This window comes from Agromyces sp. SYSU T00194 (assembly GCF_040496035.1).
GTDB classification, from domain to species: Bacteria; Actinomycetota; Actinomycetes; order Actinomycetales; family Microbacteriaceae; genus Agromyces; species Agromyces chitinivorans.
Genome location: NZ_JBEPJZ010000001.1, coordinates 276,879 through 300,424 on the forward strand (window position 1 = coordinate 276,879; position 23,546 = coordinate 300,424).

General features: G+C 71.0%; 24 protein-coding genes. All 24 read right to left on the reverse strand.

What is annotated here, in order from left to right; translation table 11 throughout:
* Complete coding sequence (gene rpsC / locus ABZK10_RS01370) at positions 1–750, reverse strand: 30S ribosomal protein S3 (protein WP_281884911.1); 750 nt, start codon at positions 748–750, stop codon at positions 1–3.
* Positions 750–1,115, reverse strand: coding sequence for a 50S ribosomal protein L22 (gene rplV / locus ABZK10_RS01375; protein WP_281884909.1), 366 nt, complete (start codon positions 1,113–1,115; stop codon positions 750–752). Before rplV ends, rpsC begins: the two co-directional genes overlap by 1 nt.
* 25 nt (positions 1,116–1,140) lie before the next feature.
* Positions 1,141–1,422, reverse strand: a complete 282-nt coding sequence (rpsS, locus tag ABZK10_RS01380; RefSeq protein ID WP_281884907.1) for a 30S ribosomal protein S19 — start codon at positions 1,420–1,422, stop codon at positions 1,141–1,143.
* A 12-nt stretch (positions 1,423–1,434) separates the two neighbouring features.
* On the reverse strand, positions 1,435–2,274 hold the full coding sequence (rplB, locus tag ABZK10_RS01385) for a 50S ribosomal protein L2 (protein ID WP_353807390.1): 840 nt from the start codon (positions 2,272–2,274) through the stop codon (positions 1,435–1,437).
* A gap of 13 nt (positions 2,275–2,287) precedes the next feature.
* A complete protein-coding gene (gene rplW, locus ABZK10_RS01390) occupies positions 2,288–2,590 on the reverse strand; it encodes a 50S ribosomal protein L23 (RefSeq protein ID WP_353807391.1) in 303 nt (100 codons plus the stop codon).
* Positions 2,587–3,237 (reverse strand): 50S ribosomal protein L4, encoded by a 651-nt coding sequence (gene rplD, locus ABZK10_RS01395; protein WP_353807392.1) that lies wholly within the window; start codon positions 3,235–3,237, stop codon positions 2,587–2,589. The genes rplW and rplD overlap by 4 nt, the downstream gene beginning before the upstream one ends.
* Positions 3,238–3,240: 3 nt before the next feature.
* Positions 3,241–3,900 carry a 50S ribosomal protein L3 gene (gene rplC / locus ABZK10_RS01400; RefSeq protein WP_353807393.1) on the reverse strand — a complete coding sequence of 220 codons (660 nt, stop codon included), beginning with the start codon at positions 3,898–3,900 and terminating at the stop codon, positions 3,241–3,243.
* Between the two features lie 8 nt (positions 3,901–3,908).
* Positions 3,909–4,217 (reverse strand): 30S ribosomal protein S10, encoded by a 309-nt coding sequence (gene rpsJ, locus ABZK10_RS01405; RefSeq protein WP_017201594.1) that lies wholly within the window; start codon positions 4,215–4,217, stop codon positions 3,909–3,911.
* 459 nt (positions 4,218–4,676) lie between these two features.
* Positions 4,677–6,230, reverse strand: coding sequence for a Mur ligase family protein (locus ABZK10_RS01410; RefSeq protein ID WP_353807394.1), 1,554 nt, complete (start codon positions 6,228–6,230; stop codon positions 4,677–4,679).
* Positions 6,231–6,387: 157 nt separating this feature from the next.
* Complete coding sequence (locus tag ABZK10_RS01415; RefSeq protein WP_353807395.1) at positions 6,388–7,410, reverse strand: acyltransferase family protein; 1,023 nt, start codon at positions 7,408–7,410, stop codon at positions 6,388–6,390.
* A gap of 105 nt (positions 7,411–7,515) precedes the next feature.
* Positions 7,516–8,709, reverse strand: a complete 1,194-nt coding sequence (tuf, locus tag ABZK10_RS01420) for an elongation factor Tu (protein ID WP_353807396.1) — start codon at positions 8,707–8,709, stop codon at positions 7,516–7,518.
* 116 nt (positions 8,710–8,825) lie between these two features.
* Positions 8,826–10,940: an elongation factor G gene (gene fusA / locus ABZK10_RS01425; RefSeq protein ID WP_353807397.1), complete on the reverse strand. Its 2,115-nt coding sequence runs from the start codon at positions 10,938–10,940 to the stop codon at positions 8,826–8,828.
* Between the two features lie 79 nt (positions 10,941–11,019).
* Positions 11,020–11,490, reverse strand: coding sequence for a 30S ribosomal protein S7 (gene rpsG / locus ABZK10_RS01430; RefSeq protein ID WP_353807398.1), 471 nt, complete (start codon positions 11,488–11,490; stop codon positions 11,020–11,022).
* Positions 11,490–11,864, reverse strand: a complete 375-nt coding sequence (gene rpsL / locus ABZK10_RS01435; protein ID WP_281884886.1) for a 30S ribosomal protein S12 — start codon at positions 11,862–11,864, stop codon at positions 11,490–11,492. The genes rpsG and rpsL overlap by 1 nt, the downstream gene beginning before the upstream one ends.
* A gap of 252 nt (positions 11,865–12,116) precedes the next feature.
* On the reverse strand, positions 12,117–12,770 hold the full coding sequence (locus ABZK10_RS01440) for a spermidine/putrescine ABC transporter substrate-binding protein (RefSeq protein WP_353807399.1): 654 nt from the start codon (positions 12,768–12,770) through the stop codon (positions 12,117–12,119).
* Between the two features lie 59 nt (positions 12,771–12,829).
* Positions 12,830–13,315, reverse strand: coding sequence for a DUF6121 family protein (locus tag ABZK10_RS01445; protein ID WP_353807400.1), 486 nt, complete (start codon positions 13,313–13,315; stop codon positions 12,830–12,832).
* An 84-nt stretch (positions 13,316–13,399) separates the two neighbouring features.
* A complete protein-coding gene (locus tag ABZK10_RS01450; RefSeq protein ID WP_353807401.1) occupies positions 13,400–13,687 on the reverse strand; it encodes a WXG100 family type VII secretion target in 288 nt (95 codons plus the stop codon).
* A 119-nt stretch (positions 13,688–13,806) separates the two neighbouring features.
* The gene (locus tag ABZK10_RS01455; RefSeq protein ID WP_353807402.1) at positions 13,807–14,742 is read right to left on the reverse strand and encodes a hypothetical protein; all 936 of its coding nucleotides are present in this window, start codon (positions 14,740–14,742) and stop codon (positions 13,807–13,809) included.
* Positions 14,735–15,331 (reverse strand): hypothetical protein, encoded by a 597-nt coding sequence (locus ABZK10_RS01460; RefSeq protein WP_353807403.1) that lies wholly within the window; start codon positions 15,329–15,331, stop codon positions 14,735–14,737. The genes ABZK10_RS01455 and ABZK10_RS01460 overlap by 8 nt, the downstream gene beginning before the upstream one ends.
* On the reverse strand, positions 15,328–15,951 hold the full coding sequence (locus ABZK10_RS01465) for a hypothetical protein (RefSeq protein WP_353807404.1): 624 nt from the start codon (positions 15,949–15,951) through the stop codon (positions 15,328–15,330). The genes ABZK10_RS01460 and ABZK10_RS01465 overlap by 4 nt, the downstream gene beginning before the upstream one ends.
* A gap of 58 nt (positions 15,952–16,009) precedes the next feature.
* Positions 16,010–17,221 (reverse strand): hypothetical protein, encoded by a 1,212-nt coding sequence (locus ABZK10_RS01470; protein WP_353807405.1) that lies wholly within the window; start codon positions 17,219–17,221, stop codon positions 16,010–16,012.
* Between the two features lie 40 nt (positions 17,222–17,261).
* Positions 17,262–17,588, reverse strand: a complete 327-nt coding sequence (locus tag ABZK10_RS01475) for a hypothetical protein (RefSeq protein WP_353807406.1) — start codon at positions 17,586–17,588, stop codon at positions 17,262–17,264.
* Between the two features lie 106 nt (positions 17,589–17,694).
* Positions 17,695–22,170 (reverse strand): type VII secretion EssC family protein, encoded by a 4,476-nt coding sequence (locus ABZK10_RS01480; RefSeq protein ID WP_353807407.1) that lies wholly within the window; start codon positions 22,168–22,170, stop codon positions 17,695–17,697.
* Complete coding sequence (locus ABZK10_RS01485) at positions 22,167–23,330, reverse strand: RDD family protein (RefSeq protein ID WP_353807408.1); 1,164 nt, start codon at positions 23,328–23,330, stop codon at positions 22,167–22,169. The genes ABZK10_RS01480 and ABZK10_RS01485 overlap by 4 nt, the downstream gene beginning before the upstream one ends.
* Positions 23,331–23,546: the final 216 nt, after the last annotated feature.

Genomic DNA, 23,546 nt, shown 5'->3' on the forward strand with positions numbered 1-23,546 from the left:
TTATGCCTCAACTCCTGCTGCGACCGGCTCCTGCGCCTTGGGCGCACGACGACGGTCTCCGCGCTCGGGGCGCGACGACTTCTGGTTGGCCTGCTCGCGGGCGAGCTCCTTGTTGGTGATGTCGCCCTTGTAGATCCAGACCTTCACGCCGATGCGGCCGAAGGTGGTCTTCGCCTCGTAGAAGCCGTAGTCGATGTTCGCGCGGAGGGTGTGCAGCGGCACGCGACCCTCGCGGTAGAACTCCGAGCGGCTCATCTCGGCGCCGCCGAGGCGGCCGGAGACCTGGATGCGGACGCCCTTGGCGCCGGCGCGCTGCGCGCCCTGCAGGCCCTTGCGCATGGCGCGGCGGAAGGCCACGCGTGCGGAGAGCTGCTCGGCGATGCCCTGCGCGACGAGCTGGGCGTCGGCCTCGGGGTTCTTCACCTCGAGGATGTTGAGCTGGATCTGCTTGCCGGTGAGCTTCTCGAGGTCGGCGCGGATGCGCTCGGCCTCGGCGCCGCGGCGACCGATCACGATGCCCGGGCGGGCGGTGTGGATGTCGACGCGGACGCGGTCACGGGTGCGCTCGATCTCGATGCGCGAGACACCCGCGCGGTCGAGCGAGGTCTGCAGCAGGCGACGGATGCGGACGTCCTCGGCGAGGTAGTCCGAGTAGCGCTGGCCGGGCTTGTTCGAGTCGGAGAACCAACGCGACACGTGGTCGGTGGTCACGCCGAGACGGAAGCCGTACGGGTTTACCTTCTGACCCATTACTTCGTACCCTCCTCGGGAGTGGCGAGCACAACAGTGATGTGGCTGGTGCGCTTGTTGATGCGGAACGCACGACCCTGGGCACGCGGCTGGAATCGCTTGAGGGTGACACCCTCGTCGACGAATGCGCGCGACACGTAGAGGTCCTGCTCGTCCAGGTAGGTGTTCGAGGCATCGGCCTTGACGCGAGCGTTCGCGATGGCCGAGGCGACGAGCTTGTACACCGGCTCGCTCGCACCCTGGGGCGCGAACTTCAGGATGGCCAGGGCCTCCTGTGCCTGCTTGCCGCGGATCATGTTGACGACGCGGCGGGCCTTCATGGGGGTCACGCGGATGTGACGCACGCGTGCGATCGACTCCACCATTTCTCTCCTCCTTCACGCCACCGCGTCAGCGGCGGCGGCCCTTCTTGTCGTCCTTCACGTGTCCACGGAAGGTGCGGGTGGGCGCGAACTCGCCGAGCTTGTGGCCCACCATGGTCTCGGTGACGAACACCGGGATGTGCTTGCGGCCGTCGTGCACGGCGATCGTGTGACCCAGCATCGCGGGGACGATCATCGAGCGACGCGACCACGTCTTGATGACGTTCTTGGAACCGGCCTCGTTCTGCGTGACGACCTTGCGAAGCAGGTGCTCGTCGACGAAGGGGCCCTTCTTGAGACTGCGCGGCATCTTCTCTTACTCCTACTTGCGCTTCTTGCCGACGGTGCGACGACGGACGATGAGCTTGTCGCTCTCCTTGTTGGGTCGACGGGTGCGACCCTCTGCCTGGCCCCAGGGGCTGACCGGGTGGCGACCACCGGAGGTCTTGCCCTCACCGCCACCGTGCGGGTGGTCGATCGGGTTCATCGCGACACCGCGGACGGTCGGGCGGACGCCCTTCCACCGCTTGCGGCCGGCCTTGCCCCAGTTGATGTTCGACTGCTCGGCGTTGCCGACCTCGCCGACGGTCGCGCGGCAGCGCGCGTCGACGTTGCGGATCTCGCCCGACGGCAGGCGGAGCTGCGCGTAGGGGCCGTCCTTGGCGACGAGGCGCACCGAGGCGCCCGCCGAACGAGCCAGCTTGGCGCCGCCACCGGGGCGGAGCTCGATCGCGTGCACGACGGTACCGGTCGGGATGTTGCGCAGCGGCAGGTTGTTGCCCGGCTTGATGTCGGCCGAGGGGCCCGACTCGATGCGGTCGCCCTGCGAGAGGCGGTTCGGCGCGAGGATGTAGCGCTTGGTGCCGTCCACGAAGTGCAGCAGCGCGATGCGCGCGGTGCGGTTCGGGTCGTACTCGATGTGCGCGACCTTGGCGGGCACGCCGTCCTTGTCGTTGCGACGGAAGTCGATGACGCGGTACTGGCGCTTGTGGCCACCGCCGATGTGGCGGGTGGTGATGCGGCCCTGGTTGTTGCGCCCGCCCGACTTGGACAGGGGCTTCAGCAGGGACTTCTCCGGCGTCGACCGGGTGATCTCCGCGAAGTCGGCGACGGACGAACCGCGACGACCCGGGGTCGTGGGCTTGTACTTGCGAATAGCCATTCTCGGTTGCTCCTTAGCCGACAGCCGTGAAGATGTCGATCGAGCCCGACTTCAGCGTGATGATGGCGCGCTTGGTGTCCTTGCGCTTGCCCATGCCGAAGCGGGTGCGGCGGGTCTTGCCCTGGCGGTTGAGGGTGTTCACCTGCGCGACCTCGACCTTGAAGATCTGCTCGATGGCGAGCTTGATCTCGGTCTTGTTGGCGCGGGGGTCCACGACGAACGTGTACTTGCCCTCGTCGATCAGGTTGTAGCTCTTCTCGGAGACCACCGGCGCGATGATGATCTCGCGGGGGTCCTTGTTCCATGCGGCGCTCATGCGGAGACCTCTTCCTTCGTGGCCTTCGAGGCGATGAAGCCCTCGAGCGCGGCCGTGGTGAAGACGATGTCGTCGGAGACGAGCACGTCGTAGGCGTTCAGCTGGTCGAACGTCAGCACGTGCACGGTCGGGATGTTGCGGACGGCGCGCTCGTTGAGCTCGTCGTCGCGGGTCAGCACGACCAGGACGTGCTTGGACGCGGCCACGCCGTCGAGCAGCTCGACCGCGGCCTTCGTCTTCGGCGCGTCACCGGCGAAGAGGCCCTCGACGACGTGCACGCGGCTGCCGCGGGCACGGTCGGAGAGCGCGCCGAGCAGGGCCGCGGCGATCATCTTCTTCGGGGTCCGCTGCGAGTAGTCGCGCGGGGTCGGGCCGTGGACGACGCCACCGCCGGTCATGTGCGGGGCGCGGATCGAACCCTGGCGGGCGCGACCGGTGCCCTTCTGCTTGAACGGCTTGCGACCGGCGCCGGAGACCTCACCACGGTTCTTGGTCTTGTGCGTGCCCTGGCGCGCGGCGGCGAGCTGGGCGACGACGACCTGGTGGATCAGCGGGACGTTGGTCTGCACGTCGAAGAGCTCTGCGGGCAGCTCGATCGAGCCGGCCTTCTTGCCCTTGACGTCGACGATGTCGAGTGCGGTAGCCATGGACTACGCTCCCTTCACTGCGTTGCGGACGAAAACGAGGCGGCCACGAGCGCCGGGGACGGCGCCCTTGACGAGCAGCAGGCCCTTCTCGGCGTCGACCGAGTGCACCTTGAGGTTGAGCACGGTCACGCGCTCGCCGCCCATGCGGCCGGCCATGCGCATGCCCTTGAAGACGCGGCTCGGGGTCGAGGACGCGCCGATCGAACCGGGCTTGCGGTGGTTGCGGTGGGCACCGTGCGAGGCGGAGACGCCCTTGAAGTTGTGGCGCTTCATGACACCGGCGAAGCCCTTGCCCTTCGAGGTGCCGACGACGTCGACCAGCTGGCCGGCCTCGAAGGTGCCCTCGACGGTGAGCTCCTGGCCGAGCGCGTACTCCGCGGCGTCGGCGGTGCGGACCTCGGCGAGGTGGCGGCGCGGGGTGACCCCGGCGGCCTCGAAGTGGCCGGCGGCCGGCTTCAGGACCTTGCGGGGGTCGATCTGGCCGGCGGCGATCTGGACGGCGCTGTAGCCGTCCTTCTCGGGCGTGCGGAGCTGGGTGACGACGTTCGGAGCGATCTCGATCACGGTCACCGGGACGACGCGGTTCTGGTCATCCCACACCTGGGTCATGCCGAGCTTCGTGCCCAGGAGACCCTTGACGGTCTTGGTAGCAGTCGTGGACATGGGGTTCCTCAGAGCTTGATCTCGATGTTGACGTCGGCCGGGAGGTCGAGGCGCATGAGCGAGTCGACCGCCTTGGGGGTCGGGTCGACGATGTCGATCAGGCGCTTGTGGGTGCGCATCTCGAAGTGCTCGCGGCTGTCCTTGTACTTGTGGGGCGAGCGGATGACGCACACCACGTTCTTCTCCGTGGGAAGCGGCACCGGGCCGACCACGGTCGCACCCGCGCGGGTCACCGTGTCGACGATCTTGCGCGCCGAGGTGTCGATGACCTCGTGGTCGTACGACTTCAGTCGAATGCGGATCTTCTGTCCCGCCATGGCTGACTCTCTCTCTGTCAAGGCGTCGTACAGCTCTCGCTGCATTGGACGCCGTCGTAGCACTCCGTGTGGTGCACCACTGTTCTTCTGTCAACGGCCCGTGATCGAGCCTGTCGAGACCACCGGGGATCCTCGCGGATCCGATCGCCTCGACACGCTCGACCGTCGAACCTGTCACCGGCAGCCGCACGCGGGCGCGAACCCGCTCGAGGACATGGCTGCGCCATGTCCTTGCAGTTGTCGGTTGAGTCGTGTCCTGCTGCCCGCGGCCTAGCCTGACCCCCACGGCATCGGATGCCCGAGGTGGCTATGCACTGCCTGGCAGTGATCCGAAACGCGCGCACGTTCGCCTCGCGTTCGAAATGTTGAACTCAACGAGTTTGCCACATCGCACGACGTTCATGCAACCCGGGCGTGTCGCACCCGGCGTGTCGCCCAGCGGACTCCCAGCGAACCCGCTCAGCGCGCCTCCCAGCCCTGCTCGCGGAGGGCCTGGCGCGCCTGCTCGCGCGCGGAGTAGGCGGTCTTCACGCCCCGGATCTCGCGGTAGTTCTGGTGGCCCGGACCCGCCCAGAGGATCGAGTCCTCGGCCTCGCACAGCGACACGGCGAGGCGGATCGCCCGCGGGGGCGGCGACACCACGTGCAACTCGGCATCGGGCCTGGCCGCGAGCGCACCCTCGGCCAGGGTGCGGCGGATCGACGCGGCGTCCTCGAACCGGGGGTGGTGGTCGGTGACCACCAAGATGTCGCTGCGCCGGACGGCCTCCGCGGCCATGTCGTGCCGCTTCGTCTTGTCGCGGTCGCCGTCGGCGCCGAAGACCATGATCACCTTGCCGCTCGTCACCGCGCGGACCGCGTCGAGGGTCTTGGCGAACGCGTCGGCGCTGTGCCCGAAGTCCACGTACACCGCCGGCGAACCGGGCGCCGCCACGTTCTCCGTGCGACCGGGGATCGGCGGGATCGCGCCGTCGTGCGCGAGCGCCGCCGCGACCTGCGCGAACGGGCGTCCGCCGGCGATGAGCATGACGATCGCGAGGCCCGCGTTCGCCGCGTGGTGCTCGCCGATCGCCGGGATCATCGCCTCGAGGTGCGCCCCGTCGGGGCCGTCCAGCGCGAACCGCGTGCCCTCGCGCGAGACCGCGGTCGTGCGCACGTGCCAGTCGGCAGCGACCCCGTCGCGCGACGTGATCGTCTGCACCGGGATGCCGGCGCGCTCGACCAGCCGCGCACCCCAGTCGGTGTCCAGCGACACGACACCGGTCTCGGCACGGTCGGGCTGGAACAGGGCGACCTTCTGGTCGAAGTACTCGTCCATGGACGCGTAGTCGTCGAGGTGGTCGTGGCTGAGGTTGGTGAAGCCGGCGACCTGGAAGCGGATGCCGTCGATGCGGTGGCGCGTCAGCGCCTGGGCCGAGACCTCGATCGCCGCCGTGGTCACGCCCCGCTCGCGCATCGTGGCGATGAGCGCGTGCATGTCGCTCGCCTCGGGCGTCGTGAGGCCGGCGACGACGATCTCCCCCGCGATGCGGCGCTCGGCCGTGGAGCTCAGCCCAGCGGTCTCGCCGAGCGCGCCGAGCATGCCGTCGAGCAGGTGGACGGTGCTCGTCTTGCCGTTGGTGCCGGTCACCCCGATCAGCTGGGGGTCACCCTCGGTGTACGCGTACACGACCGCGGCCACCGCCCCGAGCACCTCGCGGGGCGCCGGGACCACGAGCACGGGCAGGCCCGTGCCGGCGGCCAGTTCCGCCCCGGCGGCGTCGGTGAGCAGCGCGACCGCGCCCGCGTCGGCCGCCTGGCCGGCGAACTGCGCGCCGTGCGCGTTGGCCCCGCGGATGCCCACGTAGAGGTCACCCGGACGCACCTGGCCGGACGCGAACGTGACGCCGGTCACCCGGACGTCGGCGTGCTCGGGCGCGACCTCGGCGCCGGCCGCAGCCGCGAGGGCCCCGAGCGCGACCGGTTCGGTGCGTTCCGGGCGCAGGGCGATCGGCGCGGGGGCGATCTCGGTCAACGAAGGCTCCTCTCGAGGCCGCAGGCGGCCGGGCGATCCACACGCGTCGACGGCCGGCTCGTGCCCGGCGTCGGCACGCGGGCGGGTCACCCGCGCATGCGCTCCCAGCGATTCTAGGCGAGCGGGCGGCGCGCCCGCGCTCCCCGAGGGGCGATCCTCACTCGACCGCCGCCCCGTCCCCCGACCGCGGTCCGGGGTCGGCCACCGGTGCCGGTCGGCGCCGATCCCGGAGGCGCAGCACGGGCTGCTCGATCCAGCGATACGACGCCTCGGCGACGAGCAGCGAGGCCGCGACGCCGACGATCACGCGGGTCCACCCCGGCACGCCCGCCGGTGCGTGGTGCAGTGCGAGCGACATGATCGGCAGGTGCCAGAGGTAGAGGCTGTAGGAGCGGAGGCCGAACCAGCGCAGCGGTGCCCACTCCATCGGCGGCACCGTCCACGCCACCAGTGCGGCGACCATCGGCGCCGCGAGCACCGCCCCGATCGAGATCGGCCAACCCGTGGTGAGTGCGGCGGGCAGCGGCAGGAATACCGCCAGCGCGAATCCCGCGGCGGCGACCGGCGCGAGCCTCCCCAGCACGCCCAGCGTGCGCGGGCCGGCGAACGCGAGCGCGCAGCCGAGCGGCAGGCCCATGGCGCGTACGTAGGAGTGCACGGCCGGCGGGGCGCCCGGCAGGAGGTCGACCACGAGGATCGCCGCGATGAGCGCGACCTGCGGCAGCCACGCCCAGGGTGCGCGCCAGCGGAGCGAGAGCAGCAGCAGCGCCGGCCAGACGAGGTAGAACTGCTCCTCGAGGCTGAGCGTCCAGGTGTGGTCGAGCAGGCCGCCCTGCATCGCCACGAGGTTGGACGTGTAGGTCAGTGAGACCAGCACGTCGCGCGTCAGTTCCGGGACGGCCCGCCCCGTGACGAGGGCGACGGTCAGCACGAACGCGCACGCCGCGAGCAGGGCCGGGTAGAGGCGGAGGAGACGGCGCGCGGTGAAGCGTGCGAGGCGGATCGTGCCCGTGCGGTCGTACTCGTTGCGCAGCAGGCGCGTGATCAGGAAGCCGGAGAGGACGAAGAACACGTCGACGCCCAGGAATCCACCGGGGGCCAGGCCGGCGTGGAAGAGCACGACGACGATGACCGCGACGCCCCGGAGGCCGTCCAGTCCCCGCCATCGTGCCGCCGACATGGGCCCCATCCTCGCACGCGGCGGCGTCGGGTGCGGGGACGACGAAGGGGCCGGGCCCGAAGGCCCGACCCCTGTCGGCACGACTGCTCCTGACGGAGCGGGTCGCTACTTGATGATCTTCGTGACCGTACCGGCGCCCACGGTGCGACCACCCTCGCGGATGGCGAAGCCGAGGCCCTCCTCCATGGCGATCGGCTGGATGAGCTCGACCGTCATGTCGGTGGTGTCGCCGGGCATGACCATCTCGGTGCCCTCGGGCAGCGTGATGACGCCGGTGACGTCGGTGGTGCGGAAGTAGAACTGCGGACGGTAGTTCGCGTAGAACGGGTTGTGGCGGCCACCCTCGTCCTTGGACAGGATGTACGCGGTGCCCTCGAACTCGGTGTGCGGCGTGACGGAACCCGGAGCGACGACGACCTGGCCGCGCTCGACCTCCTCGCGCTTGAGACCGCGGAGCAGGAGACCGCAGTTCTCGCCGGCCCATGCCTCGTCGAGCTGCTTGTGGAACATCTCGATACCGGTGACCGTGGTCTTCTGCGTCGGGCGGATGCCGACGATCTCGACCTCGGAGTTGATCTTCAGCGTGCCGCGCTCGGCGCGACCGGTGACGACGGTGCCGCGACCGGTGATCGTGAAGACGTCCTCGATCGGCATGAGGAACGGCTTGTCCTTGTCACGCACGGGGTCGGGGATCGAGTCGTCGACGGCCTCCATGAGCTCGACGATCGAGTTGACCCACTGCTCGTCGCCCTCGAGTGCCTTGAGGCCCGAGACGCGCACGACCGGAGCGTCGTCGCCCGGGAAGCCCTGGCTCGAGAGCAGCTCGCGGACCTCGAGCTCGACGAGCTCCAGGATCTCCTCGTCGTCGACCATGTCGGCCTTGTTCAGCGCGACCAGCAGGTACGGGACGCCGACCTGCTTGGCGAGCAGCACGTGCTCGCGGGTCTGGGCCATGGGGCCGTCGGTCGCGGCGACCACGAGGATCGCGCCGTCCATCTGGGCGGCACCGGTGATCATGTTCTTGATGTAGTCGGCGTGACCCGGGGCGTCGACGTGCGCGTAGTGGCGCTTCGGCGTCTCGTACTCGACGTGCGAGATGTTGATCGTGATGCCGCGCTGGCGCTCCTCGGGAGCGGAGTCGATCGAAGCGAAGTCGCGCAGCACGTTGACGTCCGACGGGTACTTCTCTGCGAGCACCTTCGAGATGGCAGCGGTGAGCGTGGTCTTGCCGTGGTCGACGTGACCGATCGTTCCGATGTTGACGTGCGGCTTGGTCCGCTCGAACTTGGCCTTAGCCACTGTGGGTCCTCCTCAGGACTTACGTGTAGAAGCGCCGGGCGCCGGATTGCGCTCGGTGATCTACGGGGTGTGTTGGGTATGTTACGCGAACCGGCTGGTTGCGCGCTGTGCGAGGGCTACTCGCCCTTGTTCTTCTGGACGATCTCGTCGGCGACAGCCTTCGGGACCTCCGCGTAGCTCTCGAAGGTCATCGAGTACACGGCGCGGCCCGAGGTCTTCGACCGCAGGTCGCCGATGTAACCGAACATCTCCGACAGCGGGACGTTGGCGCGAATCACCTTCACACCACTGGCGTCCTCCATCGACTGGATCTGCCCGCGACGCGAGTTCAGGTCGCCGATGACGTCGCCCATGTACTCCTCGGGCGTACGCACCTCGACGGCCATCAGCGGCTCGAGCAGAACCGGGTTCGCCTTCCGAGCGGCCTCCTTGAAGCCCATCGAACCGGCGATCTTGAACGCCATCTCCGAGGAGTCGACGTCGTGCGCGGCACCGTCCAGCAGGGTCGCCTTCACACCCACCATGGGGTATCCGGCGAGGATGCCGTACTGCATCGCGTCCTGGAAGCCGGCGTCGACCGAGGGGATGTACTCCCGCGGGATGCGACCACCGGTGACCTTGTTCTCGAACTCGTAGGTCGTGTCGGCCGTGACCTCCAGCGGCTCGATCGAGAACTGGATCTTCGCGAACTGGCCCGAGCCACCCGTCTGCTTCTTGTGGGTGTAGTCGTGCTTGTCGACCTTGCGCTTCAGGGTCTCGCGGTACGCGACCTGCGGCTTGCCGACGTTCGCCTCGACCTTGAACTCCCGCTTCATGCGGTCGACGAGGATGTCGAGGTGCAGCTCGCCCATGCCCTTGATGACGGTCTGGCCGGTCTCCGCGACCTGCTCGGTGCGGAAGGTCGGGTCCTCCTCGGCGAGCTTCTGGATCGCCGTGCCCAGCTTCTCCTGGTCGGCCTTGGTCTTCGGCTCGATGGCGACCTCGATGACCGGCTCCGGGAAGGTCATCGACTCGAGGATGACCTGGGCGTTCGGGTCGGACAGGGTGTCACCGGTGGTGGTGTCCTTCAGGCCGATGACCGCGTAGATGTGCCCGGCGGTGACGAAGTCGACCGGGTTCTCCTTGTTGGCGTGCATCTGGAAGATCTTCCCGATGCGCTCCTTCTTGCCCTTGGCCGTGTTGATGACCTGGCCGCCCGAGTCGAGGCGACCCGAGTAGACGCGGATGTAGGTGAGGCGCCCGAAGAACGGGTGCGTCATGATCTTGAACGCGAGCGCGGCGAACGGCTCGTCGGCGTCGGCGTGACGCGGGACGATGGTCTCCTCGTCACGGGCGTCGTGCGCCTCGATGGCCGGCATGTCCAGCGGCGACGGCAGGTAGTCGACGACCGCGTCCAGCATCGGCTGCACGCCGCGGTTCTTGAACGCCGAGCCGCAGAGCACCGGGTAGATCTCGCTGTTGATGGTGAGCTTGCGGATCGCGCCCTTGATCTCGGCGACCGTGAGCTCCTCGCCGCCGAAGTACTTCTCGAGCAGCGCGTCGTCGGTCTCGGCGACGGTCTCGAGCAGCGTCTGGCGGTACTCCTCGGCCTTGTCCTTCAGGTCGGCCGGGATCTCCTGGACCTCGTACTTCGCGCCGAGCGTCACGTCGCCCTTCGCGTCGCCGGGCCACACCAGGGCGCGCATCTCGACGAGGTCGATGACGCCGAGGAAGTCGTTCTCCGCGCCGATCGGCAGCTGCAGCACGAGCGGCTTGGCGCCGAGGCGGCTGACGATGGTGTCGACGGTGAAGTAGAAGTCGGCGCCGAGCTTGTCCATCTTGTTGACGAAGCAGATGCGCGGCACGTTGTACTTGTCGGCCTGGCGCCAGACGGTCTCGGACTGGGGCTCGACGCCCTCCTTGCCGTCGAACACGGCGACCGCGCCGTCGAGCACGCGGAGGTTGCGCTCCACCTCGACGGTGAAGTCCACGTGACCGGGCGTGTCGATGATGTTCAGCTGGATGTTGTTCCAGAAGCACGTCGTCGCGGCGGACGTGATGGTGATGCCGCGCTCTTGCTCCTGCGCCATCCAGTCCATCGTCGCGGCGCCGTCGTGCACCTCGCCGATCTTGTGCGTGATGCCCGTGTAGAACAGGATGCGTTCGGTCGTCGTGGTCTTGCCGGCATCGATGTGGGCCATGATGCCGAAGTTGCGGACCTTGGTCAGGTCGGTGAGCACATCCTGTGCCACAGGGTTCCTCCGGGGGATTCAGTGAGTGGGGTGGGGGTGAGCGGATGCCGCGGGTCGCCCTGCGGCATCCGCTCGCCTCTTACCAGCGGTAGTGGGCGAAGGCGCGGTTCGACTCGGCCATCTTGTGGGTGTCCTCGCGGCGCTTGACCGCGGCACCCAGGCCGTTCGAGGCGTCGAGGATCTCGTTGGTGAGACGCTCGGTCATGGTCTTCTCGCGGCGGGCCTTGGCGTAGCTGGTGAGCCAGCGCAGCGCCAGGGTGTTCGCACGGTGCGGCTTGACCTCGACGGGGACCTGGTAGGTCGAGCCGCCGACGCGGCGCGAACGCACCTCGAGGGTCGGGCGCACGTTGTCGAGGGCCTTCTTGAGCGTCACGACGGCGTCCTGGCCGGACTTCGAGGCGACGGTCTCGAGCGCGTCGTACACGATGCGCTGGGCGAGGTCCTTCTTGCCGTCGACGAGGATCTTGTTGACGAGCTGGCTCACGACCGGCGACCCGTAGACCGGGTCGGCGACGACGGGGCGCTTCGGAGCGGGTCCCTTGCGAGGCATTACTTCTTCTCCATCTTCGCGCCGTAGCGGCTGCGCGACTGCTTGCGGTTCTTGACCGCCTGCGTGTCGAGCGCGCCGCGGATGATCTTGTAGCGGACGCCGGGGAGGTCCTTCACACGGCCGCCGCGCACGAGCACCATCGAGTGCTCCTGCAGGTTGTGGCCCTCGCCCGGGATGTAGGCGGTGACCTCGGTGCCGTTGGAGAGCTTCACTCGGGCGACCTTGCGCAGGGCCGAGTTCGGCTTCTTCGGGGTGGTGGTGTAGACGCGCGTGCAGACGCCGCGCTGCTGGGGGTTGGCCTTCAGGGCCGGGGCCTTGGTCTTGTCGACCTTCGGCGAGCGGCCCTTGCGGACCAGCTGCTGAATGGTGGGCACTCGTTCTCCTCGTTCATGCTGCACGGTGACAGCGGTGATGGATTGTGTCGCATCATGACCCACCGGCGCCGCAGAGCTGCGATGCCTTCATATGGTGGGTATGCCGTGGGGGTAGCTCGTCCAGAGCTCCCTTGGAGTGTGATCTCGTTCCCGTTCCCGAACCGACCCGGGGGCACGATTCAGGCGCGCGGCGAAGCGCACACCAGATCAATGTTACCCGTGCCCCGCAAGGCGGTCAAATGGCGCCCGTCCTCACGCCCCCGGCCACATCGGCGAATCGAGTTCGCGGTCGAGGTCGGCCAGCATCTCCGCCACCTGGGGCTCGACCACGCCGGCGATCCCCTCCCCGATCCTGGCGCGGTGCTCGCGCAGCGCGGCGCAGATGCGACGGCCGATCTGCTTCGCGAACTCGTCTGCCAGCCGGACCTCCTCGCGGATGGCCGCCTTCTCCTCCTGGGTCAGCGGTCGCGGCTGGTCGCCGCCCTCGGCTCCGGCCGCCGCGTCGCGCTCGAGGCCGCCGATCGTGAACAGGAACGGCTGGTCGGGCGCGGGGTCGGGGTCGAGGTCGAGGCCGCGGTACTCCGGGTCGAGGCCGTCACCGGGACGATAGGGCCGCCGGGCCTTGCGCTCCTCGGCCTGCCGGAGCTCCCGGTGCAGCAACGGGAGGTTGCGGTCGGTGTAGTCGTCCACCGCGACGTCGATGATGCCCTTCATGCGCATCGAGAACGCGTGCTGCACGCCGTGCGGCACGTCCACCTCGAGACCGGCCGCGGCGAGGATCGGCGAGCCGAAGCAGCGTCGGCAGAGCCGCACCCGGGCACGCGTCGTGCCGGGGCGCCACCGCGGGAGCCAGCGGAGCCAGTTGTCGACCTCGTGGCTGACCCGAGCCTCGATCGAGCCGTCCATCGCGCTTCACGCTAGCGGGTGCGGGCCCCGGATGCACCGCGACGCGGACGCTCGGCGCGTCACGGACGGTCCTCGCGGTCCTCCCACGGCCAGCGGGGCGGGGCGTCGTGCCTGCGGCGTCGGTGCACGAGTGCGATGTCCGCCCAGGTGATCGCCGCGGCGAAGAGCGCGACCATCGACGTGAACGGGCTCAGCACCAGCACGACCGCGAAGTCGAGCGAGTCGACCACGCCCGCGTAGCCGATGACGCCCGTGCACACGTACCCCGCCCAGGCCGCGAGCCCGGTCCAGATGCCGAACCAGGTCGAGGCGGCCTGGTCCCGGAACCGCCGCGCCGGCACGGCGAACAGGAGCATCGCGAACAGGACGGCGACCGCGACGCCGACCATCGCCGGCCCGAGCAGCAGGCCCGCGTCGGGCAGGGAGACCGGGTCGCCGCCGAAGAGCAGCGCGAGGAACCCGAACGCGCAGACGAGCGCGGCCAGGTAGGCCGCGGTCGCGAAGGGGGCGAGTGCGCGTGCGTAGCGTCGATCGACGGCGTCCATCGCGTCGAGCCTACGTCGGCGGACGTACCGAGGGGGAGGCGCGTCGCGCCTCCCCCTCGCCGGTCCGTACTGGTCGCTGCGCGCTCAGCCGCCCGCGAGCTGCGAGTCGAGCTCCTGGATCGCCGTCATCATGCCGCGCAGGGACTCGCCCATCTCGCCGATGCCGTCCACGGCCGACTTGAGGCCCGTCGTCAGCTCCTCATAGCCCTGGCCGAAGCGGCCCGACGCGTGCTGCGTGCGGAAGTCCTCGCCCAGCAGGCTGTCCACCGACGACTTCAGCTGGTCGAGCTGCGACTGGATGTCGTCCCGCGCATCGCCCAGCTTGGTCGCCATGGCCTCCATCTCACCGTAGGACGCTCCGAAGTCCGCCATGAGTTCCACCTTCCCGATCGTCTGAGTCGGTCCCACTCGGACCGAACGACCCCTACGCTAACCCGGGCCGCGGGCACGGGCGATGGGCAGCACTGCCCACCGGTGGATGACTGCGTCGCTCAGGCCGAGCGGGGCGCCCGCGACGGCGGATGCGGCGCATCCGCGGCGACGAGCAGCAGGGCGCCGACCGTCTCGGATGCGAGCGCTCGGGCGCGCCGCTGGGGCAGCAGCCCGCGCCGCACGAGCACGTCGAGCGCCGCAGTCCGTGCGGAATCGATGTCGCGGCGTCGCTCCGCGTCGAGCCGGCCGACCGCCGCCCGAACCTCGTCGAGCGCACGCCGCCTCGCGTCGGCGGACTCCGCGAGGTACGGGTCCGCGATCGCACGGTCGGCCGCCGTGTCGGCCAGCTGCGCGGCATGCATGCGCACCCTGCGCACGGAGTCGACCACGGCGAGCACCACCAGGAGCGCAGCCGCCACCACGATCACCGAAACCATTCCGACCGCCGAGGAGCCGCCCGACGGGTCGCCGGCGATCCGAGCGCCCGCGACGGCCGCGGTCACGACCCCGACGCCCGCCGAGCCGATCGCGATGCGCGGCAGCGGCTGGAGCAGGCGCGGCGACGCGAGCGCGGCGACCAGCAGCACCAGCGCGGCCGCGCCGGAGACGGCCGCGAGCACGCCGCCGACCGCGACGGCGTCGTCCCGCGCGACCGCGCCGCCGGCGGCGAACAGCGCGAGCGCCACCGTGATCGGCAGGAGCAGCGCACCCGTGAGCAGCAGCGATGCGCAGCCCGCACGCGGGTGGTCGGCGTCGACCCGTGCGGCGATGCGCGCCATCGCCGCGACGCCGTCCTGCGCGAGGCCCGACGATGCCGCCGCGTCCGCCTGGCCGCGCGCGGCGCGCTCGACGTCCGCCAGCACGTCCGGCGCGACGGCGAGCAGGCGGCGGTCGAGCTCCGCGAGCTCGGCGGAGCCCGCGCGCTTCAGGGACCGGGCCCAGCCTGCGAGCTGGTCGGCCCGTGGCATCCGGTCGCCCTCGGACCGCTCAGGCATCGACGGGAACGATGCGGAGCGTCTGCACGATCTGCTCGAGCTGCTCCTCGAGCAGCCCGATCACCGTCGGCGGGGTCGGCGAGGTCAGCACGTGGACGACGAACCCGTCGGCCGCGATGGCGTAGCTGATGCCGCCGACCGTGCGCCCCGCGGCATCCGATGCACCCATGACGAAGCTGGACCGGCGCCCTGCGCCGAGTGCCGGTGCGATCATGTCCTCGACCACGGGCGGGATCGCCAGCGGCAGGTCGGGCGTGAGCGCGGTGCGGAGGGCGGAGTCGACGTCGTCGCCCGCGGCGATCTCGGCGACGCGCACGTGCACGACCGCAGTGACCGGCACGAGGTACGGCCGGAACAGCAGCGTGACCACGTCGTCGGGGGCGACCTGCGCACGCACGTCGTCGAGCATCACGCCGAGCGCCATGCGCTGGTCGCCCGTGAGGCCGTCGCCCTCGCGCACGGCCGCATAGCCGGTCGCGAGCTCCGCAGAGAACGCGTCCCACTGCTCGGGCGACGCATCGCGCGGCACGAGGCTCCACGAGACATCCGGAACCTGCAGGTCGAGGCGCATCCCCGTGGTCGCGCTCATGCGGTCGCCCCCTCGCGCGGCATCCACGCGAAGGTGCCCATGATGGCATCTGCGACGAAGATGAAGTCGGCGAGCGGATGCTCCGTGGGTGCCATGCCCACCGGATGGGTGACGACCGCGGCGAAGCGCAGGGCGCTGCGGCGGCGCGTACCCGGGATCGGCGTGAAGTACGACACGGTGTGGGAACCGACGCGCTCGCCGTTCAGCTCGTGCGAGCCCGTGCGCTCCCAGCGGATCATCGAACGGTCCTCGTTCAGGGCGCGCGCGCCGTGCGACCGGATGAGTTCGGCGACCTGGGCGTCGAGCGTGCCGCCGTCGGGCGCGCTCATGCGGGTCGCGGTGATCGACATCGGCATGATCGCGTCGCCCGGCGCGGTCTCCTGCACGTAGTACGCGACGGCATCGAGGCGACGCAGGTCGGCGAACGCCTGGCGGGTGAGCGAGCGCAGCTGCGCGTTCAGGTCGGGCCGGTGCTGCCGGCGCAGGCGATCGGATGCCCGGGAGAGCATCGCCTGCTCCCCCGCCGCGTCCGGTGCGTGCTCGACCCATCCCGGTGGGAGGAGGAGCTGGAACGGGGGGACCTCCGGGCGCGTGCCGAGGAGTTCGTCTCTCAGTGACATCCGTCACATCCTGCCGGTTCGGGGCGGGCCTGTGCGAACCGTCGCGTCACGCGTCGGCTCACGGGGTCGCGGCCAGCTGCTCGCGCCAGGTGTCGGCGGGGTCGTCACCGGGGAACAGGCCCGCGATGTCGCGCATGGTCGTCACCTTCGTCCGGGTGACGTCGAGGTGGCCGATGATCAGATCGGCGACCTTGGACTCGTCCGCGGCGAACTCGGCCAGCTCGGCCGCGCTCCCGGCACCCATGTAGCGGGCGAAGATGTCGGAGGCGACGATGTCGTCCGCGAGCGTGGCGTACAGGTTCCGCCCACCCTGCTGGAGACCCGAGAGGCCGGCGCCACCCGCCGAGAGGCCGGTGCTGACGGCCGTCCAGCCGCTGCTCACCTGGCCCATCGCCGGGCCGATCTCGTCGAGTGCGACGAACCCGCGGAGGAACGTCCGCGTGCCCACCTCGGCGCCGTCGGCGAACGCGCCCAGCTTGCCGAACGGGATCACCCCGACGACCGCCCAGGCGACCTCGCCCCAGTCGGCGCGACCGTAGTGCTTCATGTACAGCGTGCCGATCAGCGAGAGGATGCCCACGATGGTGCCGAGCACCGCGATGAGCGGGCCGCCCACGATGATCGCGAGCACGGCCAGCACGATGCCGACGACGGTCAGCACCGTCAGCGCGGTGTCGACGAAGCCGGCGAGGTCGTCCTTCCACGAGTCGGAGATGCCGCCCTCGGTGGCCGTGCCGATCGCGTCGGTCGCGCGATCGAACGCGGCCTCCCACGTGTCGTAGCGGGCGTCGTAGTCGACCGCGAGCAGCTCCCAGGCGTCGTGGGCGACGTCCCGCGCGATGCGGGCGTTCTCGCGCGTGGTGTCGTCGACCGTGCCCGTCTCCGGGTCGGGCATCGGCAGCGGCATCGTGCCGTACTCCATGTGCCGCGACGTGTACTCGACCCATGCCTGCTCGCAGTCGTCGATGAGGGTCGCGAGGCCCGTCTGCACCGTCTCGAGCGACCCGGCGTAGGTCTGGAGCGCGAGCCCGGTGGGCGTGTAGCGCTCGCCGGCGAGGCGCAGCTCGGTGTACACATCGCCGACGACCTCCCGCAGCTTCTCGACGCTGAGGCCGTCCATGCCCTCGGCGCCGTCGGCGATCGCCTGCAACAGGCCGGCGGACTCGCGCATCTGCATGCCGAGGGAGACGATCTGGTCGGCGCGCAGGGCGATGTCGTCGACGTCGCCCTCGATCGGTTCGATGTCGCGGCCCCTGGGTGTGCGGTCCATTCGCGTCGCTCCTCGTCGGCGTCGGTCGGTCGGTGGTCGGTCAGCTGCGCGGCAACTGGCTGGTCTCGTCGGCGTCGACGCTCAGCGAGGAGGACGCCTCGAGGTCCCAGTCCTCCCAGGCCCGGCCGACCTCCTCGACGTGCTGCTGCACCGTCGCGATGTCCTCGCGGAGGAACCGCCTGCGATCGTCCCAGCCGGACTCGAACTCGTCGACGGCGTTTCGCAGCTCGTTCCGGCCGCACGGGGTGCCGATCGCGTGCTCGAGCGCGCCGGTGCGACCGGCGGCGTCGTCGAGTTCGACGATGATCTGCTTGAGCGAGCCGTTGAGCTCGTTCAGCACCGAGTAGCTGATCAGTACGTCCGACACGGTTCGCCTCCTCGGGGTTCGGCCGGTGCATCGCCGGCGATCGCGAGCCTATTCGCGGCTCGGGCTTCGTGGACATGGGGAGCGATCCCCATCGGCGGCATCCGGCTCATGACAGCGGCAGCTGCACGGTGTGGATGCGCCCGTTCTGCACGAAGATCCCCCGGCCCTCCGGGAAGTCCGCGCGCTTGACCTTGGGGAACGGCACCTTGAACACCGAGTCTCCGTCGAAGGCGTCGGGCCGCAGCGCCACGCCCCGCCGCCCGGCCTTGAAGTCGCCGATGAAGCCGAATCCGCTCGAGAGCAGCGACACGTCGGCATCGCCCACGAGGAAGTGGTCACTGCGGTTGACGGCCTGGAAGAGCTCCTTGAGCGGGCGCTCCGCCTCGGTGTCGGCGAACTGCGTGACCTGCTCGACCACGACCATGATGCGATGGTCGAGGCGCTCGTCGGGGATGAGCTCGACGAGCTCCTTCGCCAGTGCCTTCGCGTCGGCGATGTTCGTGGCGCTGCGGGTCCACGGCGCATGGTCGCCGAGCTGCGCACGCCGGCCAGCGAAGTGGAACAGGCGCACGTCGGGGTCGAACCGCCGCATCGCATCGACGAGGCCGCGCAGGGCCTGCGACTTGCCGCTCTGCGGAGGGCCCGTCACCGCGAACGTGCCCACGGGCTCGAAGCCGATCGGCCCGAGCGTCGCATCGGCGAGCCCGAGCACGGGCTCCCCCGCGACCGTCTCCGGCAGCGTCGAAGCGGGGTACGCGACGGGCAGCGCGCCGATCTCGGGCGCCTCGGGCGCCCCCTCGCGCCGCAGGCGTGCGGCGAGCGCCTCGAGCGCGACGGTCTGGGTGGCGACGTTCGTCGACCCGCCGAGGACCGCGACCTGCGCCTCCGCGCCGTCGACGACCGCACGGCCCGGCACCGAGCGCTCGTCGAGCACGTCCTTCGGCACGCCCAGCACCTGGTACGCGGTCTCCTCCGACAGCCGGAGCACGATGCGCTTCGTGACGTTCGCCGCGACCGCGGTGGGCACCGCACCCGCGCGATCGGCGGTCGCGACCACGTGCACGCCGAGCGGCCGGCCCTCGCCGAGGATGCGCATGAACGCGTTGTAGGAGGGCGCGCGGACCGTCGCCCCGTCCCACTCCGAGCGGAACTGCCCGAACCCGTCGATGAGCACGAACACGCGCGGCTCGGCCGCACCGGTGAGGTCGCGGTACTCGGTGAGGCTCGCCGCGTTGACCGCGCTGAACGCGCGACCCCGGCGATCGAGCAGGTCCCCGACCGTACGCAGCAGGCGCTGCACGCGCTCGGGATCATCGCCCGGAATGACCGCGCCGACGTGCGGCAGCGCCTCGAGCGAGCGCAGGGCGCCCGAGCCGAAGTCCAGCCCGTACACCTGCGCCGTGCCGGCGTCGGGCCGCATGCCGGCCGCGATCGCGACCGTGCGCAGCGCGGTCGACTTGCCCGAGCCGCTCGTGCCGTAGACGAGCATCGAGCCGTCGCGGTCGGGCACGAAGTGCACCGGCTCCTGGAGCTGCCGCTCCGGCCGGTCGGCGAGTCCGACCACGACCTGCGAGTCGCCCGCGACCGGGAGGTCGACGAGGTCGACCGCGGCCGCGAGGTCGTCGAGCCACGGGCGCCGCGGCGTCGGGATCGACGCCTCCGTCGCGGCGGCGACCATGCTGCGCACCATGCGCTTCTGGTCGTTCGGCCCGGGGTCCGCGGCGAGCTCCGTCGCCTCGGGCTCGGCGTCGGCCTCCCAGAGGACGACGCCGCCGAAGCGCAGCTCGGCGACGCGCACCTCGGCGACCGCCTCCTCGTCCACGCTCCAGCCGCCGGCGTACGCCGACTGGAACGGGACCAGCCGCCCGGGCCCCGTCTTCGCGATGCCGCGGCCCGGCAACGACGGGTCGAAGCCCGCCGCGACCGCATCGCCCACGACGTCGCGGGAGTCGGACTCGTCCGCCATGCGCAGCGCGACCCGCAGGTTCGTGTTCGCGCGCAGGTTGTCCTTGATCACGCCCGCGGGGCGCTGCGTGGCCATGATCAGGTGGATGCCGAGCGACCGACCGCGCTGGGCGATGTCGACGACGCCGTCGACGAACTCGGGCACCTCGTTCGCGAGGGCGGCGAACTCGTCGATCACGAGCACGAGTGCCGGCGGGCACTCGGGGTCGCGACGCCGCTCGAGCTCGAGCAGGTCCTTCGCCTTCTTGCGGTTGAACAGCCGCTCGCGATGGTGCAGCTCGGCGCGGAGGCTCGTGAGCGCGCGCCGCACGAGGTGCGGGCTGAGGTCGGTCACGAGCCCGACGCAGTGCGGCAGGTCGACGCAGTCGGCGAACGCCGAGCCGCCCTTGTAGTCGACGAACAGGAAGGTGACCCGGTCGGGGCTGTACTCGGCGGCCATGCCCAGCACCCAGGCCTGCAGGAACTCCGACTTGCCGGCGCCGGTCGTGCCGCCGACGAGCGCGTGCGGCCCCTGACTGCGCAGGTCGAGTGTCATCGCGTCGGGACTCGACTGCCCGACGAACGCCTTGAGCGTGCCGGCGCGCTTCAGGCGTGGCAGCGGTGCGCCGGAGCGGTCGGCGACCGAGTCGTTCTGTCGCCAGCGCTCGACCACGCTCGACGCGGAGTCGGCGAGCTCGTGGCCGATGAGCCCGAGCATCGACACCGAGCGCGGCAGGTCACTCGAGTCGGCGACGACGGTGCTCGCGTCGACCACCGGTGCGAGTCGCTTGGCGAACACGTCGGCGTAGGCGGCCGAGACGCCCTCGACGCGCACGTGCTCGTGGGTGATCCCCGCGCGCACCATGCCGACCGATGCGTCCTCCAGCCCGCCGGACGCGTCGATGAACGTGCGACACGCGGCGGGCAGCGACTCGACGGTCGACCCGAGGAAGATCGTGTAGATGCCGGCATCGGCACCGCGCTCGATCACCTGGGTGAGGCGCGGACGGTCCACCGGGGCATCCGCCGAGACGAACAGCACCAGCGCCATGTCGCCGTCGCCCTGGCCGGTCTGCTCGATCGCGTCGCCGACCTGCGCGCCGAGCTCCATCGCGGTGTCGGCATCGCGCAGGGGACCGCGACGGGTGGCGGGACCGGAGAGACGCTGGAGGATGGTCTCCTCGAGCGCGTTCAGCAGCGCCGTGCCGGTCGCCTGGCTGTCGGCGAGCGCGAACTCGGCGAACGGCGACCGCGGGCTCGTGGTGTGCGGCATCCACTTCAGCCACTCGAGTTCGCGCGCCCACCCGGGGTCGACGATCGCGGCCGTGATGATCTCGTTCGGCGCGTGCAGGCCGAACAACTGCACGCCGAGGCCGCGCACCACGTCGGCCGCCACGGCGCGCGGCCCTGCGACGCCGAGGGCGCCGGCGCTCGGGAGCAGCTCGACCACGGGCACGTCGTCGATCGTCGAGAACCGCTCGCGGAGCTGCTCGACCCGTTCGGCGTACTCGGGCACGCCGCCTCCCCCGGGTGCGGGCGCGATCGAGTTCCGGCTCGCCGCACGGCCCACCCCGAGGCGGAACGACAGGAAGTTCCAGTGCTCGGGTCGCCGTGTCCAGAGCAGCGGTCCGAGTCTCATCCCCTGCTCGTAGACGGTCGCGACCGCCGGCGCCTCGCCCTGGCGACGGTCGAACTCGACCTCGACCTCCGCGGCGAGCCGGTCCTCGAGCGACTCCGCCTGGACCTCGAAGGTCTCGATCTCCTGGCGGAGCTTGCGACTCGTGAAGCTCTTCTGGCCGAACCAGTTGGCGAGCATCATCAGCGGCGCCATCGCCACGATGACGAGCGAGAGCACCCGCTGGGTCAGCGCGAAGATCGACAGCCCCATGATGACCGGCGCGATGATCATCGGCCAGGGGAACATGCGCGGGGACGCCTCGGTCGGCAGGTCGGGGTGCGGGTACTCGGTGCCCGGGTACCGGGCCTCCACCCGGGGCGAGCGGTTGAACATCAGGCCGCCGCCGCGTTCGAGCACCGTGTCGTGCTCCACCTCGGCGGATGCGACCGGGGTGATCGTCACCTCGGTGTCGCCCAGCACGATCGGCTGGCCCGGAATGACCTTGAGGCGCGGCACCAGGCCGCCGTCGACGAGGATGCCGTTCGCGGAGTTCAGGTCGACCAGCTCGATGCCGTGGCCGACCTCGATGCGCGCGTGGCGCTTCGACACGAGCGGGTCGGCCAGCAGGACGTCGGCGTCGCCGCCTCGCCCGATCACGCTGTGCCCCTCGGGGAGCTCGATGCGCCGACCCGCCTCGGGGCCGCTGCGCACCTGGAGCACGGCGGCGGCCGACGGCGTGCGGGCCCCGGACCGTGCGCCGGTGTCGGGGACGACCGCGGCGCGGAACCCCGATCCGATGGCAGCGTCGGCGAACAGCGCGCCCGACGCGAGGGTGGTGGCCTCGCGTGCGGTCGGCGCCGCGACGGCGAGCGTCACCGGCACGTGCGCAGTGCCCGTACCGGCCGGATCGCTGGCCGCGATCGCGCGGGCGACGTCGCCCACCGTCGCGGTGGCGTCGGACGTGATCACGATGTCGACGTCGGCGCCGCCCGGACGCCGATAGCTCAGCTTGACCTTCATGCGCCGACCTCGGCGCGCTCGACCGTGAACGCGCGGCCACCGACCTCGACCCGCGCCCCCCAGGCCAGCGCGGTGCGCTCCCCCGCGACGAGCGCGACCGCGTCGCGACCCGGCTGGCGCACCGCGGTGCCGTTCGTCGAGCCCCGATCGGCGATCCAGAACCCGGCATCGTCGATGCCGAACGCGGCATGGGTCTTCGAGATCTCCATGCGCGCGTCGTCCAGCGGCAGGAGCTGCGCGATCCGCTCACCGCCGCGCGGCTCCGGGGCGCGGCCGAGCAGGCCGTCCCCGGTGACGTCGACCCGAGTGCCGTCGTCGAGCACGAGCACGACCGCGGGCGGCGCGGTGCCGGCCTCGGTCGTCGTCGCGCCGAGCGTGGGAGGCGTCGAGCCCAGCTCCGGCGGCACCCATGTCTCGTCGACCGCGGGCGCGGCGACCACGCCCGACGCGGACCGCGCCTGGGGCACGAACGACGGCGTGCCCGAGGCATCCGTGGCCAGCGACGGCAGCGACTCACGGCGGGTGGACGGCGCCGGCGCGAGGGCGCGACGCGCCTTGCGGATCGCCGTCGCATCCGACGGGTCCAGCCCGTGGCGGGCGTCGACGAGCCAGACCGAGCCCAGCCGGTCGAGCCAGCTGCGGCCGCGACCGCTCGCATCCCAGAGGCCGGAGGCGAACAGCAGGGCCGGTCCGAACACGGGCAGGAACGACCAGGAGAGCCAGAGCACCGCCGCGCGCCAGGTGATGCGCCAGAAGCCGGGGCGGCCGAACGTCACCATGCTGACGCTGCGCAGGCCCGTGCTCGCCTTGCCCACGGTGATGCCGCGTCGGCCGTGCAGGATGAGCTGCACCAGGCCGAACGCCGAGAGCAGCACCTGGCTGACCAGTACCAGCACGAGCGGGAGCGCGAGGTCGGCGGGGTCGACGACGGATGCCTCGCCCAGCGCCGCGGGCAGCGCGACGCGCAGCAGCAGCACCGCGCCCACGGCACCCGGGGCGACGAGCACGGACCAGATCGCGGCGTCGATCACGAACGCGAGCGCGCGCCGACCGGTCGGCGCCGAACGCACGCCGAGCACGTCGGCCTCGGCCGGGTCCGCGATGCCCGCCCCTCGTGCGCCGGGCAGGTCCGCAGCATCCGTTCCGGGGGTGACGCTCACGCCGGGTTCCTTCCTCCTCGGCGCGATCGCGCACCTCGAACGGGTGACGCGCAGCGCCTCACGACGAGGACACCATCCGATCGGCTCCGCTGTCGATGGGGAGCGGTCACCACCGGTGCCAGCCTACGTGGACCGCAGGGTCCTCCACGTTCGCCGGACGTCGTCGGTGGACAGACGGATGCCACGGGCGGTCGTCCGCCCGCGGCATCCGTCGCG